This is a genomic window from Streptomyces sp. NRRL S-340, assembly GCF_000720185.1.
In the GTDB taxonomy this organism is placed as follows: domain Bacteria; phylum Actinomycetota; class Actinomycetes; order Streptomycetales; family Streptomycetaceae; genus Streptomyces.
In genome coordinates this window covers 1-15,643 of the sequence record NZ_JOIY01000050.1, presented here as the reverse complement: position 1 = coordinate 15,643, position 15,643 = coordinate 1, and the positions used below count along the sequence as shown (strand labels likewise).

The window sequence follows — 15,643 nt, the reverse complement described above, 5'->3', positions numbered from 1 at the left end:
GCCCGGTCGGCCTGGCCGGCCCGCTTGCCGGGCCGGGCCGCCCCCTTGCCGCGGTCACGGGTGCGGTCCCGGCATGGAGGCAGGGGGGAAGACTGCCGGGAACCGGCAATGCGCGAGGCGCCTGTACGCGGGCAGGATGGCGGCAGGGGAGCACTACGGACGGTTTCCGGTGCCGGGACCCGGCAGTGCCGGGCCGCGCCGGGAACCGTACGGGGGAGAGGGGGATTCACCCACGCGGCCGTCACGGCCGCCGGGGGGCCGCGCGGAAAGGGCCGTCCGGATCCGCACGGCCGGGACGGCCGCCCGCAACCGGCCGCGCCGGGCGCGGAGCCGGCACCGGAACCGGTCTTCGTACACGGGGACGGGCGCCGGAACCGGTCTTCGTACACGGCAACGGGCGCCGGACCCGGTGCTCGTACGCGGGCACCGGCACCGGAACCCGTCGTCGTGCTCCGTGCGGGGAGCGGGCCCGGGAACCGGCCGCCGTACGGGGGAACGGGGCCCGGAACCGGCCGCCGTACGGAGGGCGTACACCGGAACCGGTGGCGCGCGCGGGGGCCGCGGGAACGGCCGCGGAAAGCGGTGCGCGCGGATCAGGAACCGGGACCGGCGGCCGGGCGTCGATAGCTGACACCGAGACGCCGGGCCCGGTCACCGGGTCCGAAGTCGCCGCCCGCACGCCACAACTTCGTTACTCCAGGGGACGTTTGCCATGGTTGTCATCGGCGCGCTCGTCGCGGCCATCCTGATTCTCGTACTGCTCGCGCTGTTCGTCTTCTCCCGGCTGTTCCGCAAGGTGGAGCAGGGCAAGGCGCTCATCGTCTCCAAGACCCGCAAGGTCGACGTGACCTTCACCGGGCAGGTCGTGCTGCCGGTGCTGCACAAGGCCGAGGTGATGGACATCTCGGTGAAGGCCATCGAGATCACCCGCTCGGGGCGCGACGGGCTCATCTGCCGGGACAACATCCGCGCCGACATCCGCATCTCGTTCTTCGTCAAGGTCAACAAGACCGCCGAGGACGTCATCAAGGTCGCCCAGGCCGTCGGCACCGCGCGCGCCAGTCACCAGGACACCCTGCAGGAGCTGTTCCACGCGAAGTTCTCCGAGGCGCTGAAGACCGTCGGCAAGCAGATGGACTTCACCGACCTCTACACCAAGCGTGAGGAACTGCGGTACCACATCATCGAGTTGATCGGCGTCGACCTCAACGGGTACCACCTGGAGGACGCGGCGATCGACTACCTGGAGCAGACGCCGCTGTCCCAGCTCGACCCGGCCAACGTCCTCGACGCGCAGGGCATCCGGAAGATCACCGAGCTGACGGCCGTCGAGCACGTGCGCACCAACGAGGCGCAGCGCACCGAGGAGAAGGAGATCACCCGGCAGAACGTCGACGCGCGCGAGACCATCCTGGAGCTGGAGCGCCGGCAGGCGGACGCCGAGATCAAGCAGAGGCGGGAGATCGAGACCTCCCGGGCCCGCGAGGAGGCCGAGACGGCCCGGGTCGTCGAGGAGGAGCGGCTGCGCGCCCAGAGCGCTTTCCTGCGCACCGAGGAACAGCTCGGGGTGCAGCGCGAGAACCAGGCCCGCGAGGTCGCCGTCGCCGCGAAGAACCGCGAGCGGGTCATCGCCGTCGAGAACGAGCGCATCGAGAAGGACCGCATGCTGGAGGTCATCGCCCGCGAGCGCGAGACCCAGCTGACGAAGATCTCCGCCGACAAGGAGGTCGAGGCGGAGAAGCGGGAGATCGCCGAGGTCGTGCGCGAGCGGGTCGCGGTGGACCGCACCGTCGCCGAGCAGGAGGAGTCCATCAAGAAGCTGCGCGCCGTGGAGGAGGCGGAACGCGAGCGGCAGGCGATCATCATCGCCGCCGAGGCGGAGGCGCAGGAGAAGCTGGTCAAGGACATCAAGGCCGCGGAGGCCGCCGAGCAGGCGGCGACCCACCGCGCCGCCGAGTCGCTGACCCTGGCCGAGGCCCGGCTGAAGTCCGCCGACCTGGAGGCCCGCGCCAAGCTGCGGATGGCCGAGGGCATCCAGGCGGAGGCCGCCGCCGAGGGACTGGCCGCCGTGCAGGTCCGCGACAAGGAGGCCGAGGTCGTCGAGAAGACCGGCCGCGCGGAGGCCGGGGCCACCCAGGCGCGGATGCTCGCGGAGGCCGAGGGCACCCAGGCGCGGCTGCGGGCCGAGGCCGAGGGCGCGCAGGCCAAGGCGCTGGCCGAGGCGACCGCGATCGGCGAGAAGCTGAAGGCGGAGGCGGCGGGCCTGACCGAGAAGGCGGCGGCGATGGCCGCCCTGGACGAGGCCTCGCGCGGCCACGAGGAGTACCGGCTGCGCCTCCAGGCGGAGAAGGAGATCCGGCTCGCCGGGCTCGACGTGCAGCGCCAGGTCGCCGAGGCGCAGGCCACGGTGCTGGCGACCGGCCTGGAGAACGCCGACATCGACATCGTGGGCGGCGACTCGGTCTTCTTCGACCGGCTGGTGAACGCGATCTCGCTCGGCAAGGGCGTCGACGGGTTCGTCGAGCACTCGGGGACGGCGCAGGCGCTGGCCGGCCCCTACCTGGACGGTTCGGCGAGCCTCGCCGAGGACCTGGGCCGGATCCTCGGCTCGGTCTCCACGGCCGACGTGCAGAACCTGACCGTGTCCGCACTGCTGATGAAGCTGATGAACTCCGGCGGTACGCACGCCGGCCGGTTCCAGCAGCTCCTGGACCGCGCGGGCGAACTGGGCCTGGCCGACACCCCGGTCACCGCCCTCGCCGTCAACGGCACCGCCCGGGCCTGACGGTCCAGGGGGCCCGGCGCGGCCGCCGTACGGGGGACGGCGGCCGCGCGGGGCCCGCGCTCCCCCCCATCCCGAGCCTTCGAAGGGACGCACGTCGATGGCAACCGCCCAGCAGCCGGGTCCGTACGGCGCCGTGGACAGCGGCACCTACGAGGTGCTGCGCGACCGGCTGGCCGCGCAGGCCGCGGAGCTGGCCCGCGGCGCCGAACAGCTCAACGCCCGCCGGGCCGCGGAGTTCGGCGCCACCCGGCTCGGCCTGACCGGCACCGGGCGGCTGCGCACCGAGCGGCCGAGCGTCCCCCGGGACGTCGTCGCCGTCGGTGACCGGCTGCTGTTCGGGTACAACGGCGCGCACGCCGGCCCGGACGACGGCACCCGGCCCGAGCCCCGGATCGGGGACGTCCTCGCCCTGTACGACCGGGAGCTGGAACCGCTGCCCGAGGACGCCGTCCCCGGCCTGCTCGACGACCCGGCGTTCGTACGGGAGTTCGCGGCCCTGCACCGCTACTACCGGCAGGCCCGGCTGCTGCGGCTGCACCGGGTGGAGGGGCGGCTGCTGGCCGTCTTCCGCACCGGTGAGAAGGCCGGTGACATCCGCGTCCTGCGCTGGAACCTGACCGGTGACGGGCGGGCCGCCTTCCTCGACGCGCGCGGCGAACGCGACCACGTGCTGCCGCCCGCCCACGACTTCACCTGGACCGAGGCGACCCGCGAGGACCAGCGCCTCGGCCGCCACCCGCACGTCGCGGTCGCCGGTGAGATCTACGTCTCCACCGTCGGCGGCACCCTCACCGTCAAGACCGAGGACGACACCGAGACCGGCGAGGGCGTCCACAGCGAGCCGGTGGACGAGCCGCTGCAGGCGCTCGCCGACGCCGAGATCGCGCACGCGCGCGTCGGCGCGCTGATCCTGCTGCGCGTCCGCCCCTACAAGGAGGACGCCCACCGCCACCTGGTCTTCAACACCCTCACCCGCTCGGTCGTCCGCCTCGACGGCATCGGCCGGGCCTGCCGCCGCCTGCCCGAGGACCAGGGCATCGTCTTCCCCGGCGGCTACTGCCTGGCCACCGGGGCGTACAAGACGTACGAACTGGACACGAGCAGCCTGGAGTTCGAGCGCGAGGTGCGCTCGCCCTACGGCGAGGACGTGCTGTACGCCTTCCACGCGCCCGCCGGGGGACGCGGCCTGCTGCTGTCGTACAACACCATCCGCGAGGAGGTCGCGACCCCGCTGACCTGCCACGGCTGGGCGCTGTTCGAGGACGGCGCACTGCTCGCGCTGCGCGCGGAGGCGGCGGGCACGGCCCCGGAGCCGGCCCGGGTGCACCCGGTCCAGCGGTGGGCCTCCCCGTACGTCTCCGACACGCACGCCGCCGCCACCGCGGGCACCGGCCCCCTGGCCCGCGTCGGCAACGCCGACCTGGTGCGCGGCATCTCCGACTGCCTGTCCATCAGCCGCGCCGTCGCCGAGACCACACCGACCGTGGAGGTGTACGAGGCGCTGGCCGCCGCCTGCGTGCGCGCCGCCGACACCCACCACTGGCTGGGCGAGGCCGGCCTCGGGGACCTGCGCACCCCCCTGGAGGCCGTACGGGCCACCGCCGAGCAGGTGCTGGGCGAGTTCCGCACCGTGCGGGACCTGACCCGGCGGGCGGCCGAGGCGCTGGAGGAGGCCGCCGAACGGCTCGCCGCCGTGGTGCGGCGGCTGCGCGGCGAGGCACCGCGCGGCGCCGCCGCCTGGGTGAGCGGCCTGACCGAACTGCGCCGGGCCCAGGGCCACCTGCTCACCCTGAAGGAGATGCGCTACGCCGACACCGCCCGCATCGACGAACTCGCCGCCGGTGCCGAGAGCGACCTCGCCGCCTTCGGCAAGCGGGCCGTGACCTTCCTCGCCCGCGAGGACGCCTTCGCCGGCCACCACCGGGACGTCGAACAGCTCGCCGCGGACGCCGGGGCGATCGAGTCCGTGGCCGCGGCGCGGCCGGTCGCCGCCCGGCTCGACGACCTGGCCGGCACGCTGCGCACGGTCACCGAGGTCGTCGCGGGCCTCGACATCGGCGACGCCACCGTGCGCACCTCGGTCCTCCAGCGCGTCGCCGGAGTGCTCGGCGGGGTCAACCGGGCCCGCGCCCTCCTCGACGCCCGCCGCCGGGAGCTGGGCGAACGCGAGGGCCGCGCCGAGTTCGCCGCCGAGTTCGCGCTGCTCGGACAGGCCGTCACCGGCGCGCTGGCCGCCGCCGGCAGTCCCGAGGCGTGCGACGAGCAGCTGTCGGGCGCGCTGGCGCGGCTGGAGGACCTGGAGTCCCGCTTCGCCGAGTACGACGACTTCCTCGGCGAGCTGACCACCAAGCGCACCGAGGTCCACGACGCGTTCTCCGCCCGCAAGCAGGCACTCCTGGACGCCCGCGCCCGCCGTGCCGGACAGCTCGCCGAGGCCGCCGGCCGCATCCTGCTGACGGTCGCCCGGCGTGCGGCCACCCTCGCCGACGCCGACGCGGTCAGCACCTACTTCGCCTCCGACCCGATGGTCGCCAAGGTCCGGCGCACCGCCGCCGAACTGCGCGAACTCGGCGATCCGGTACGGGCGGAGGAACTGGACGGCCGGCTCAAGGCCGCCCGCCAGGAGGCCGGCCGGGCGCTGCGCGACCGCACCGACCTGTACGACGACGGCGGCCGGACCATCCGCCTGGGCAGCCACCGCTTCGCCGTCGCGACCCAGCCCCTCGACCTCACCCTGGTCCCGGACGGCGACGGCCTCGCCTTCGCGCTGACCGGCACCGACTACCGCTCCCCGGTCACCGGCCCCGGCGCCGCCGCGCTGCGCGCGTACGCGGACCGGCAGCTCCCCTCGGAGTCGCCGGAGGTCTACCGCGGCGAGTACCTGGCCGCCCGGCTGCTGCGCGAGCACGGCCCGGCCGCGCTCGCGGCCGCCGACGACCTGCCGGGGCTGGTCCGCCGGGCCGCCGAGGAGGCCTACGACGAGGGGTACGAGCGGGGCGTCCACGACCACGACGCCACGGTCGTCCTCACCGCCCTGCTCCCGCTGTACGAGCGGGTGGGCGTGCTGCGCCACGAGCCCGCCGCCCGCGCGGCCGCCCAGTTGTTCTGGGCCCACGGCACCGCGCCGGACGCCCGCGCCGCCTGGACCCGGCGGGCCCGCTCCCTGGCCCGTGCCCGCGACACGTTCGGCCCGGCGGCGGCGGGTGCCGTGACCGAACTGGAGGAGGAACTCGCGCAGGCGATCGGGGGGTGGACGGCCAAGACCGCCGCCCGCACGGGCGGGTGGGGGCCCGCCCCGGGCGAGGACGCCGGGGCCGGCTCCCGGGGCCGGGGGGCCGGGCTCGCGCGGGCGGCCGGCGGGGTGCCGGGGGCGTCCGGCGGGGGCGGCCCGGGGGCTGCCGGGGAGCGGCCGGAGGGGCACCTGGCCGGGGACGTGGACGGCGCGCGGGAGGCGGCGCGCGCTGCCGCCGCGTACCTCTTCGAGGAGCTGACGACCGGACCCGAGGGCTTCGCCGTCGCCGCCGCCACCCGCACCCTGCTGGACAAGTTCCGCAGGACGGTGGGCGGTTCGGCCTACGACGAGGACCTGGCCGCGCTCGGTGACCTCGCCGCGCGCCGCCAGCTCGCCGGGGCGTGGCTGTCGGCGTACGCCGACTCCACCGGCAGCGAGGTGACGGCCGGTGACCTGGCCGAGGCGGTGGCCGCCGAGCTGTGCGCGGACCTGCCCCGCTACGAGTGCGACGCCTCCCCGGTGACCGTGGCCGAGGGGCTGCTCGGCACCCACCCGCGCATCCACGGCCGCTCCCTCGCGCTGCGGATCGACGAGTTCCTGGCCCGCACGGGCCGTTTCGCGCGCGATGACGTACCGGCCTTCCGGGCGCACCAGCGCCGGCGCGCCGAACTGGTCGCGGCCGAGCGGGCGCGGCTCCGGCTGGACGAGCACCGCCCGCGTTCCCTGGCGGCCTTCGTCCGCAACCGCCTCATCGACGAGGTGTACCTGCCGCTCGTCGGCGACAGCCTGGCCCGCCAGATCGGCACCGCGGGGCAGGACAAGCGGACCGACACCGGCGGTCTGCTGCTGCTCGTCTCCCCGCCCGGCTACGGCAAGACGACGCTGATGGAGTACGTCGCCGACCGGCTGGGCCTGATGATGGTGCGGGTCAGCGGCCCGGCCCTCGGCCACGCCGTCACCTCGCTCGACCCGGCCGAGGCCCCGAACGCCACCGCCCGCCAGGAGGTCGAGAAGATCAACTTCGCGCTGGCGGCGGGCAACAACACGCTGCTGCACCTGGACGACATCCAGCACACCTCACCCGAGCTGCTGCAGAAGTTCATCCCGCTGTGCGACGCCACCCGCCGCATCGAGGGCGTGCGCGACGGCGAGCCGCGCACCTACGACCTGCGCGGCAAGCGCTTCGCGGTCTGCATGACCGGCAACCCGTACACCGAGTCGGGCGAGCGCTTCCGCGTGCCCGACATGCTCGCCGACCGCGCCGACGTGTGGAACCTCGGTGACGTGCTCACCGGCAAGGAGGACGTCTTCGCGCTGAGCTTCCTGGAGAACGCGCTCACCGCGAACCCGGTCCTCGCGCCGCTGGCCGGCCGCGACCGCCAGGACCTCCCGCTGCTGGTCCGGCTGGCGCAGGGGGACCCGGCGGCCCGCGCGGACCGGCTCGCTCACCCCTGCGCCCCGGCCGAGCTGGAGCAGATCACGGGCGTGCTGCGCCACCTGCTCACCGCGCGGGAGACGGTCCTCGCGGTGAACGCCGCGTACATCGCCTCCGCCGCCCGCTCGCAGGAGACGCGTACCGAGCCGCCGTTCCGGCTCCAGGGTTCGTACCGCACCATGAACAAGATCGCCCAGCGGCTCCGGCCGGTCATGAACGAGGCCGAGGCGGCCGCCGTCGTCGAGGACCACTTCACGGCCGAGGCGCAGACCCTCGCCACCGGGGCGGAGGCCAACCTGCTGAAGCTGGCCGAGCTGCGCGGCACGCTCACCGGGGAGCAGGCGGAGCGCTGGGCGGCCCTGAAGGCCGCGTACGCCCGCAGCCGGGCGCTGGGCGGTCCCGCCGAGGACCCGCTGGTCCGCGCGACCGCCGCCCTCTCCCTGCTGGCCGACCGCCTGGCCGCCGTCGAAGCGGCCCTCAGGGGCGGGACGGCTCACCCGGGCGGCGCGGCGCACCCCCGGCACGCGGCGGCCCCGGCCGCGGGGGCCGGGGCCGGGAACGCGGCCGGGGAAGGCGCTCAGGGCGTCTGAGCGGCGAGCAGCGGGCGCAGCGCCCCCGCCCGCAGGCGCTGCACCAGCGGGGTGCAGAACCGGAAGGCCAGCAGGACGACGGCGACCGAGACGAGGCTGCCGACCACGGCGCCGACGGCGACGTCGTGCGGGTAGTGGGCGCCGACGTAGACCCGCGAGGCACCCATCGCCACGGCGGCGAGCAGCGCGATCGAGCCCAGCCACCGGCTGACGATCAGCAGCGCGACGGCGAAGGCGAAGGCGACCGTGGTGTGGTTGCTGGGGAAGGCGTAGTCGTCCACCGGGGGGCACGCCTCGATGAGGAAGTCGTGCGGCAGGGCCCGGCAGGGGCGGGGCTCCTCGAAGACGTCCTTGATGCCGGTGTTGGCGACGTAGGCGATGACGACGGCGAACGGCGTCGCCAGTACGGCGGTCATCACGGAGTTCCCCTGCCGCCGGGCGCCCCACCAGGCGGCCAGCAGCAGGACCACGAAGACGCCCATGCCGACGGAGGAGTAGGCGGCGGCCGTCCCGTTCAGCCAGTGCGTGTGGCGGGCGAAGTCGGTGACGTCGGTGTAGAGGCCGCCGTCGATGGACGCGCCGTCGAGCGCAAGGGCGGTCGGGGAGGAAGTCGTCATCAGGTGGATCTCCGGGCCAGGTTCTCTAGGGCGGGAGCGCCGCGGTGAACGCTCGTGGGTGCAGGAGTGGAATCCTCGTGAAGTCGGGTTGTCCGACAGATGAACGTCTACAGGTTGGTAGACGTTAGCAGCCGGAGGTGTGGTTGCCCGGACGGCCGGGTCGGTGCCGTGCGCCGGGACACATGCGGGGCGGGAGCCGTGCGGGGCGGGGGCGCTGCGGGGGCCGGGGCGCGCGGGCCGCGGTCGTGCGCGGGGGCCGTGGAAGGGTGCGGCGTGGAAGGGCGCGGCGGGCGCGGCGGGCGAGGCCGCCGGGCGCCGCACGCGCCGGGCGGGGGCGTACCGCGGCCTGGGACGAGGCGTCAGGCGACGGACGGGGCGGCGTCCCGCTGCTCGGCGAGGACGGCGTCCACGTACACGGCGATGGCGTCCCGGCTGCGGACCAGGCACTCGATCCGCCGCGTCATCCGGTCCCGCTCGCGCTCCAGTGTGGCGATCGTCTCCGGGGTGGCGTCGGCGACCTGGATGGAGCGGGGCTTCTTCAGGCAGGGCAGGATCTGCTTGATGACCCGGGTGGGCAGCCCGGAGTCCAGCAGCCCCCTGATCTGGAGCACGCGGTCCACGCTGCGCTCGTCGTAGTCGCGGTAGCCGTTCGGGCGGCGGTCGGAGGTGAGCAGCCCCTGCTCCTCGTAGTAGCGCAGCAGCCGGCGCGGGGTTCCCGTGCGGTCGGACAGCTCCCCGATGCGCATGTGGCCCACCTCACATCATGTCGCGTTGACCCTCACATACATGTGAAGGTTGAACCCTAACAGGCATGTCGATGTCGCAGATGTCCGAGCCCGGACGCCCGACGGACGTCCCCCCTGCCGAGCCCTCCACGGCCTCCACCGCGCCCCCGTCCGGCCGGGAGCGCGGGGGGCTCCCGCTCTCCCCGCTGCTCGCCCTGGCCACGGCGGCCTTCATGGCCATTCTCACCGAGGCCCTGCCGGCCGGTGTGCTGCCCGAGATGGCCCGCGGCCTCTCCGTCGGCGAGTCCGCCGCCGGGCAGACCCTGACGGTCTACGCCATCGCCACCGGCCTGACGGCGCTGCCCGTGACCGCGGCCACGGCGGCCTGGCGCCGCAAGCGGCTGGTCGTGGCGGCCGTCGTCACCTTCGCCGCGGCCAACACGGTGACCGCGCTCTCCTCCGACTACCTGCTGACCATGGTGGTCCGCGCCGCCGCCGGGGTCGCCGCCGCCGTGGTGTGGGCCGAACTCGTCGGGTACGCCCGCCGGCTGGCGCCCCCGCACCTGGTGGGCCGCGCCATCGCGATCACCATGGCCGGGGTTCCGCTGGCGCTCTCCCTGGGCATCCCCCTCGGCACCCTCCTGGGCGGTCTGATCGGCTGGCGGGCGACGTTCGTCCTGGTGAGTGTGGTCTCGGCGGGGCTCGCGGTGTGGATCGCCGCGTCGGTGCCGGACCACCCCGGCCGGCGGTCCGGGGCCAGGGAGCCGGTGCTGGGGGCGCTGCGGCTGCCCGGAGTGGTCCCGGTGCTGTTCGTCGTCGCCGCCTACGTCCTGGCGCACAACATCCTCTACACCTACGTCGCCGCGTTCCTGGACGCGCGCGGCATGGGCGGTGCCCGGGACACGGTCCTGCTGGTGCTCGGCGTCGCGTCGGTGGCGGGCATCGCCGTCACCGGCGCCCTGGTCGACCGCCTGCTGCGGCCCCTGACGCTCGCGAGCACCGCCGCCTTCCTGCTGGCCGCCGCACTGCTGGCCGCGCCCGGCGGCGGCGCCGCCCTGGTGTACCCGGCGGTGGTGCTGTGGGGCCTGGGCTGGGGCGGGGTGTCCACCCTGCTGCAGACGGCGGTGACCGGGGCGGGCGGCGACCGGGCGCAGCCCCTGCTGGTGACCACCTGGAACTCGTTCATGGCCGTCGGCGGAGCGGCGGGCGGCGTCCTGCTCGACGCGGCCGGGCCGGGCTCCTTCCCGTGGACGGTGCTGGCCCTGCTCGTGCCGGTGCTGCTCGTCGTGGCAGGCGCGCGGAGGCACGGCTTCCCCGCCCTCCGCGCCCCGGAGAAGCACTGAGGGGTGCGGGGAGAGGAGGTGTCGCTCCTCTCCCCGCACCCGCTCGGGCGGCCGGCAGGCCGCGGGGCTCAGCGCAGGCGCAGGGCCTCAGCGCAGGCGCAGGGCCTCGCGCACGGTGGTGAACAGGTCGGTCTGGTTGGTGACGCCGAGGACGCGGTAGGCCTGCGGGCCCTGGGCGGCGATACGGACCTCGGTGCCGGTGTGCTCCTGGGACTGGCCCGGCGTGTTGGTCGAGTAGTTGACCTTCAGCTGCTGGCCCTCGTCGGTGACCAGGGTGGAGGACAGCCCGGGCGGGGTGGCGTCCACCGGGACGATCTGGCTGCTGTGGCCGTGGTCGGCGGTGGTCACCACGAGCGTGTCGGGGTGCTTGGCGGCGTAGTCGCGGGCCACCTTGACCGCACGGTCGAAGGCCGCGGTCTCACCGATCTGGCCGCACGGGTCGGCCGCGTGGTCCTGCTTGTCGATCGAGGCGCCCTCGATCTGCAGGAAGAAGCCCTGCCCGGAGTGGCCGTGCCGCTGCTTGGCCTCCAGGAGCTGGATCGCCTTGGTGGCGGAGTCGGCCAGGCTCGGCGTGCTCGCCGGGCGCTGCGGGTTGGAGGTCACGCACCGCTGCGGGGCGGTGCCGCCGACGGCGGCCGCCTTGCCGGTCCACTCCACCGGGACGTTGCCCTGGGCGAACAGGCCGAGGACCGGCCGGCCCGCCTTCGCCGCCTTCATCGACGCGGCGTCGGTGACGACCTGGTAGCCGAGCTTCTGCGCCTGCTGGGTGACGGTCAGGCCCTTGTACTTCCCGTCGGTGACCTTCTGGTCGAAGCGCTGCCTGCCGCCGCCGAAGAGGACGTCCACCTTGTGGTTGACGGACTGCTCGGCGATGGAGCCGGGGCCGCCGGCCTTGAGGGTGTCCGTGGGGCACTTGGCCATGTCGGCCGGTCCCTGGCAGGAACGGTCGGTGGCGTGCGAGGCGAGCACCGCCGGGGTGGCGTCGGTGAGTTCCGCGGTGGTGACGCTGCCGGTCGCGTAGCCGTTCTTCTGCGCCAGCTCCAGGATCGTCGGGACGGCCTTGTCCGTGCCCGGCGTCTTGGAGATGCGGCCGTTGACCGTCTTGTGGCCGGTGGCCCAGCCGGTGCCGCTGGCGGCGGAGTCGGTGACGTAGTCGGGGGTGCCGTCGGCGTGCACCGCGTACGTCGTGTAGGCGCCGGTGAGCGGGAACCGGTCCATGTTCAGCCGGCCGGCCGCGCCCACCGTGTAGTCCCGGGCGAGGGTGATCTCGGAGTCACCCATACCGTCGCCGATCAGCAGGATGACGTTCTTCGCCTTGCCGCCCTGGACGGCGTGCCGGGCGTGCTGCGCGGTGTCCGAGGCGCCGGCCACGGTGGTGGCGGTCAGGGCGGCCGCGGTGGCGGCGGCCAGCGCGGTGGCGATCGTGAGCTGGCGACGGGTGGGTCTGTGCATGGGAGCGACTCCTTGGAACGGCCGTACGACGGGTGTGGCGTACGGATGCCTTGCGGCTGCCGACGGAGTGCAGCCCACCAGTCCTTGGTGAACCAGGGGGAAAGACCTGACCCGGCCTTGGTTGCGCGGGCATGACGGCCACCGTGTCCGTACGGGAGTGACGGAGGTGACGGCGTGACGGGCGTGTCGGCCGCTGCCTCCGGTACGGCCGTCACGGACTCGGACCGCGGGCGGGACGCCTGTTCCTCGGCCGCGAGGTTCCCGGCGTCCGTGCCGGCCGCGGACGTGCGGCAGGACGGCCGCCGGTGGGATGGGTGTGACGGCCGCCGGTGGGATGGGTGTGACGGCTGCCGGTCGGGCGGGTGTGACGGCCGCCGGTGGGATGGGGGTGTGACGGCCGCCTCCACGCGCGAGCGCGCCGTGCGGCGGCCGTCCGCGGTCAGTCGCCGCCCTCCGGACCGGTCGGCCCCGCCAGGACGAGCTGGGTCAGCGGCGTGTCGTCACCCGAGTCGAGCGTGACCCGGTACAGCCCCGGCGACGGCACGGTGACGCGCCCGGTGACGACCTCGTCACCCCACTCCCCGGCGCCCCCCGCGTCCCCCGCCTCCTCCGCGTACTCGGCGTACAGGGCGGCGCGGGCGCGGAAGCCGCCCGGTGCGCCCACCTCCTCGACCGTGCACTCCAGCCCCGCAGGGCCGTCCGCGCCGTGCACCCGGACCGCCCACGGTGTGCCGGGCGCGACGAGGTCCGGCACCCGCAGCCCCAGGCCTGCCGCGGCCTGCGGCGGGCCGAGGTGCTCGTCCTCCTCCAGGAAAGAGGTGACCGCGTCCAGCGCGGCCTGCCCCTTCGCCAGTGCCCCGTGCTGGAGGGCCAGCGGCACCGTCACCCGGGTCAGGGAGGCGGACTCCTTGTGCACGGTTCCGTCGCCCGCCACGTCGAAGCGGCGCGGCACACCGTCCGCGTCCCGCATCAGCTCGCCGTCGCTGTGCTGCCGGTAGCAGTGCTCGAAGGGCACCACGACGCCCTGGCGCAGCGCCAGCGACTGCACCGTGCGCTGGCTGATGCCGACCACCGCCCGGTGCCCGGGCAGCGTCCGGCCGCGCAGCCGCTCGTGGAACGCCCGCGACTGCTCGGCGAGGTCCTTGTCCCCGCCGAGATCGGCGACGTCGACGGGGGTGAGCGCGCGGACGTCCAGGCCCTCGTCCAGGCACGGGAACGTCGGCAGCAGGTCGTGCAGGCCGGGCAGGGTCGTCGCCAGGTCGCGCAGCCGCCCGTGCGGCAGCGGCACCGGCGTGCCCCGGCCGGTGTTGAGGATCAGCGCGGCGGCGGCCGACCCGTGGAAGGGCGTACCGAGCGTGAGCACCCCCCGGGTGTCCGCCGCGAGGTCGCCGTCCGGGCCGTCGGTGAGCGCGGCCAGGGTGAGCAGCCCGCCCATGGAGTGGGCGACGAACACCAGCCGGCCCTCGCGCTCGTCGACGCGGTGCCTGCGCGCCGCCGCGTGCGCCGGGTGCGCGCGCCACTGTTCGAGATGCGCCCGCGCCGCCGCGGCGAGCAGACGCGCGTTGACGGCCACGGGCAGCCGCCAGTCGTAGGGGAACTCCAGGACCGCCGCCGGGTCGGCCACGCTGCGCGTGACGGTCGCGACCAGGTCGGTGTACGGCTCCACCCCGCGCAGCACGGGACTCCAGGCGGGCGTCGCCAGCAGCCGCCGGGCGCGGATGCGGCCCAGCCGCCCCTCGCGCTCGTCCGGTGTCAGGTGCAGCGGGCGCAGGCCCCCGGGCGTGGTCCAGGCGCGCAGCAGCCAGCCGGCGTCCGCCAGCCCCCAGACCACCGCGTCGCGCTCCGCGTCGTACAGCTCGCTGCCCATGATGCCGGGGACGACGACCACGGCGTCCTGGGTGGTGTTCGGGGACAGACCGGGCAGGTGATAGGGCCGTTGGGGTGCCGGATACTGCTGCGACGCTGGGCTCATGACGGAAGAATAGGGAGCATGCAGCGGGGGGCGGGCGCACTTGCCGGAAGAGGGAACACGCCGTCGGCCGGGCTGCCGGGCGACCCGGGCGAGGGCGGCCCCGGTCCGGCCGGAGAGCCGGCCGAGCGCGTGCTGGTGACCGTCGCGGTCCGCGACTACGGCGACGACGCGGGCGAGTTCGCCGACGGCATCGACGAACAGCTCGCCGTCCTCGACGAGTGGTGGTGCCCGCCGGGCGCCGCGGAACCGTTCCACAAGGTGCCCCAGCCCGAACTGCTCGAACGCCACGACGTGGAGCGGTTCCTGCACGAGGCCGGGGTGCGCGAGACCCGGGGCAAGGCACTGGTCCTCTTCGTCACCGGACACGGCAGACTGGGCGCCTCGGGCACGCACTTCCTGCAACTGCCGAGGACGGAACCCCGCCGCCAGCTCGCCACGGCCGTGCGCACCAGCGAGATCGTCGCCGCCGCCCTGGACTCGCACGCCGAACACGTCCTGGTCATCGTCAACACCTGCTACGCCAGGGGCGTCGCCGACGAACTGGTGCGGCTGTGCCGGGAGATCGGTCCGAAGCGGCGCCACGGCGGGTCCCTGGAGGTGATCGCCACCTGCGACCACGACCAGCTCGTCCACGTACGGCGCTTCCCCTCGGTGCTGCGCCGCGTCCTCGACCGGCTGCGCACCACCGCGCAGATCACCAGCCCGTGGCTGAGCGTGGCCCATCTGATGACCGAGTTCGAGAACGAGCTGGGCTCCGACGCGGAGCGGCGCAAGCACCGGCTGCACCGGATCGTCGAGGGCGCCGGGCAGACCACCCCCACGCCGTGCCTGCCCAACCCCGGGTACCGGCCGCCGCGCGAGGTGGTCGCACCGGCGCGCCGCCAGGTCGCCACGCCCGCCGACGACATCGACGTATGGCTCGCCCGGGCCAGCGGACGCCCCCAGGAGGACGACCCGGGCTGGTACTTCAGCGGACGGCGCCGGCTCAACCGGGAACTGACCGGCTTCCTCGGCCGGCCGGGCGGTGTCCTGCTGCTGACCGGCACGGCCGGGAGCGGGAAGTCGGCGGTGCTGGGGCGGGCGGTGACGCTCAGCGACCCGCTGTTCCGCACCCACCCGCGCTACCGCGACGCCGTCGGCTCGGCGCCGCCGGGGACCGTCCCCGCGCCGGACGCCGTGACGGTCGCCGTCCTGGCCCGCCGGCTCTCCGCCGCCGACGTGCTGCGGGAACTGCTCCTGGGGCTGGGCGTCGAGCCGTCCCCGCCCGGCCCGACGGACGACCCGGTGGAACGGTGGACCGCCCTCCTCGACGCCTACCTCGCCGAGCCGGGCGACCCGGTGACCGTGGTGCTGGACGGGCTCGACGAGGCGGTCGAGCCGTTCCGCATCGTGTACGGCGTCCTCGCCCCGCTCAGCGCCCACTGCACCCCCCCGCCCGCGGCCCCCCTCCCGGCCCCCCGCCGCCCCGCCTGCGCCCGGCGACGCCTCGGCC

Annotated in this window: 7 protein-coding genes and 1 pseudogene; 4 read left to right on the top strand and 4 right to left on the bottom strand. The window is 75.1% G+C overall.

Annotated features, from left to right (window positions below; genetic code table 11):
• Window positions 1-712: 712 nt before the first annotated feature.
• The gene (locus IG64_RS31265) at window positions 713-2,785 is read left to right on the top strand and encodes a hypothetical protein (RefSeq protein WP_037862291.1); all 2,073 of its coding nucleotides are present in this window, start codon (window positions 713-715) and stop codon (window positions 2,783-2,785) included.
• Window positions 2,786-2,882: 97 nt separating this feature from the next.
• Window positions 2,883-8,042, top strand: a complete 5,160-nt coding sequence (locus IG64_RS31260) for a DNA repair ATPase (RefSeq protein ID WP_051813542.1) — start codon at window positions 2,883-2,885, stop codon at window positions 8,040-8,042.
• Here IG64_RS31260 and IG64_RS31255 read toward each other — a convergent pair.
• Both IG64_RS31255 and IG64_RS31250 read right to left on the bottom strand, forming a co-directional pair.
• On the bottom strand, window positions 8,030-8,659 hold the full coding sequence (locus IG64_RS31255; RefSeq protein WP_037862290.1) for a phosphatase PAP2 family protein: 630 nt from the start codon (window positions 8,657-8,659) through the stop codon (window positions 8,030-8,032). The two genes, IG64_RS31260 and IG64_RS31255, sit on opposite strands and share 13 nt — an antisense overlap.
• 359 nt (window positions 8,660-9,018) lie before the next feature.
• A complete protein-coding gene (locus tag IG64_RS31250; protein ID WP_037862289.1) occupies window positions 9,019-9,405 on the bottom strand; it encodes a MerR family transcriptional regulator in 387 nt (128 codons plus the stop codon).
• A 65-nt stretch (window positions 9,406-9,470) separates the two neighbouring features.
• Here IG64_RS31250 and IG64_RS31245 point away from each other — a divergent pair, with 65 nt between their 5' ends.
• The gene (locus IG64_RS31245) at window positions 9,471-10,727 is read left to right on the top strand and encodes an MFS transporter (RefSeq protein WP_037862288.1); all 1,257 of its coding nucleotides are present in this window, start codon (window positions 9,471-9,473) and stop codon (window positions 10,725-10,727) included.
• Window positions 10,728-10,814: 87 nt separating this feature from the next.
• On the opposite strand, the gene IG64_RS31240 is transcribed toward IG64_RS31245, so the two are convergent.
• A complete protein-coding gene (locus IG64_RS31240) occupies window positions 10,815-12,179 on the bottom strand; it encodes an alkaline phosphatase (RefSeq protein ID WP_037862286.1) in 1,365 nt (454 codons plus the stop codon).
• 439 nt (window positions 12,180-12,618) lie between these two features.
• A complete protein-coding gene (locus IG64_RS31235) occupies window positions 12,619-14,151 on the bottom strand; it encodes a lipase/acyltransferase domain-containing protein (protein ID WP_420710019.1) in 1,533 nt (510 codons plus the stop codon).
• Window positions 14,152-14,169: 18 nt separating this feature from the next.
• On the opposite strand from IG64_RS31235, the pseudogene IG64_RS31230 reads away from it, so the two are divergent.
• Window positions 14,170-15,643: pseudogene (locus tag IG64_RS31230) on the top strand (ATP-binding protein); the annotation flags it as partial.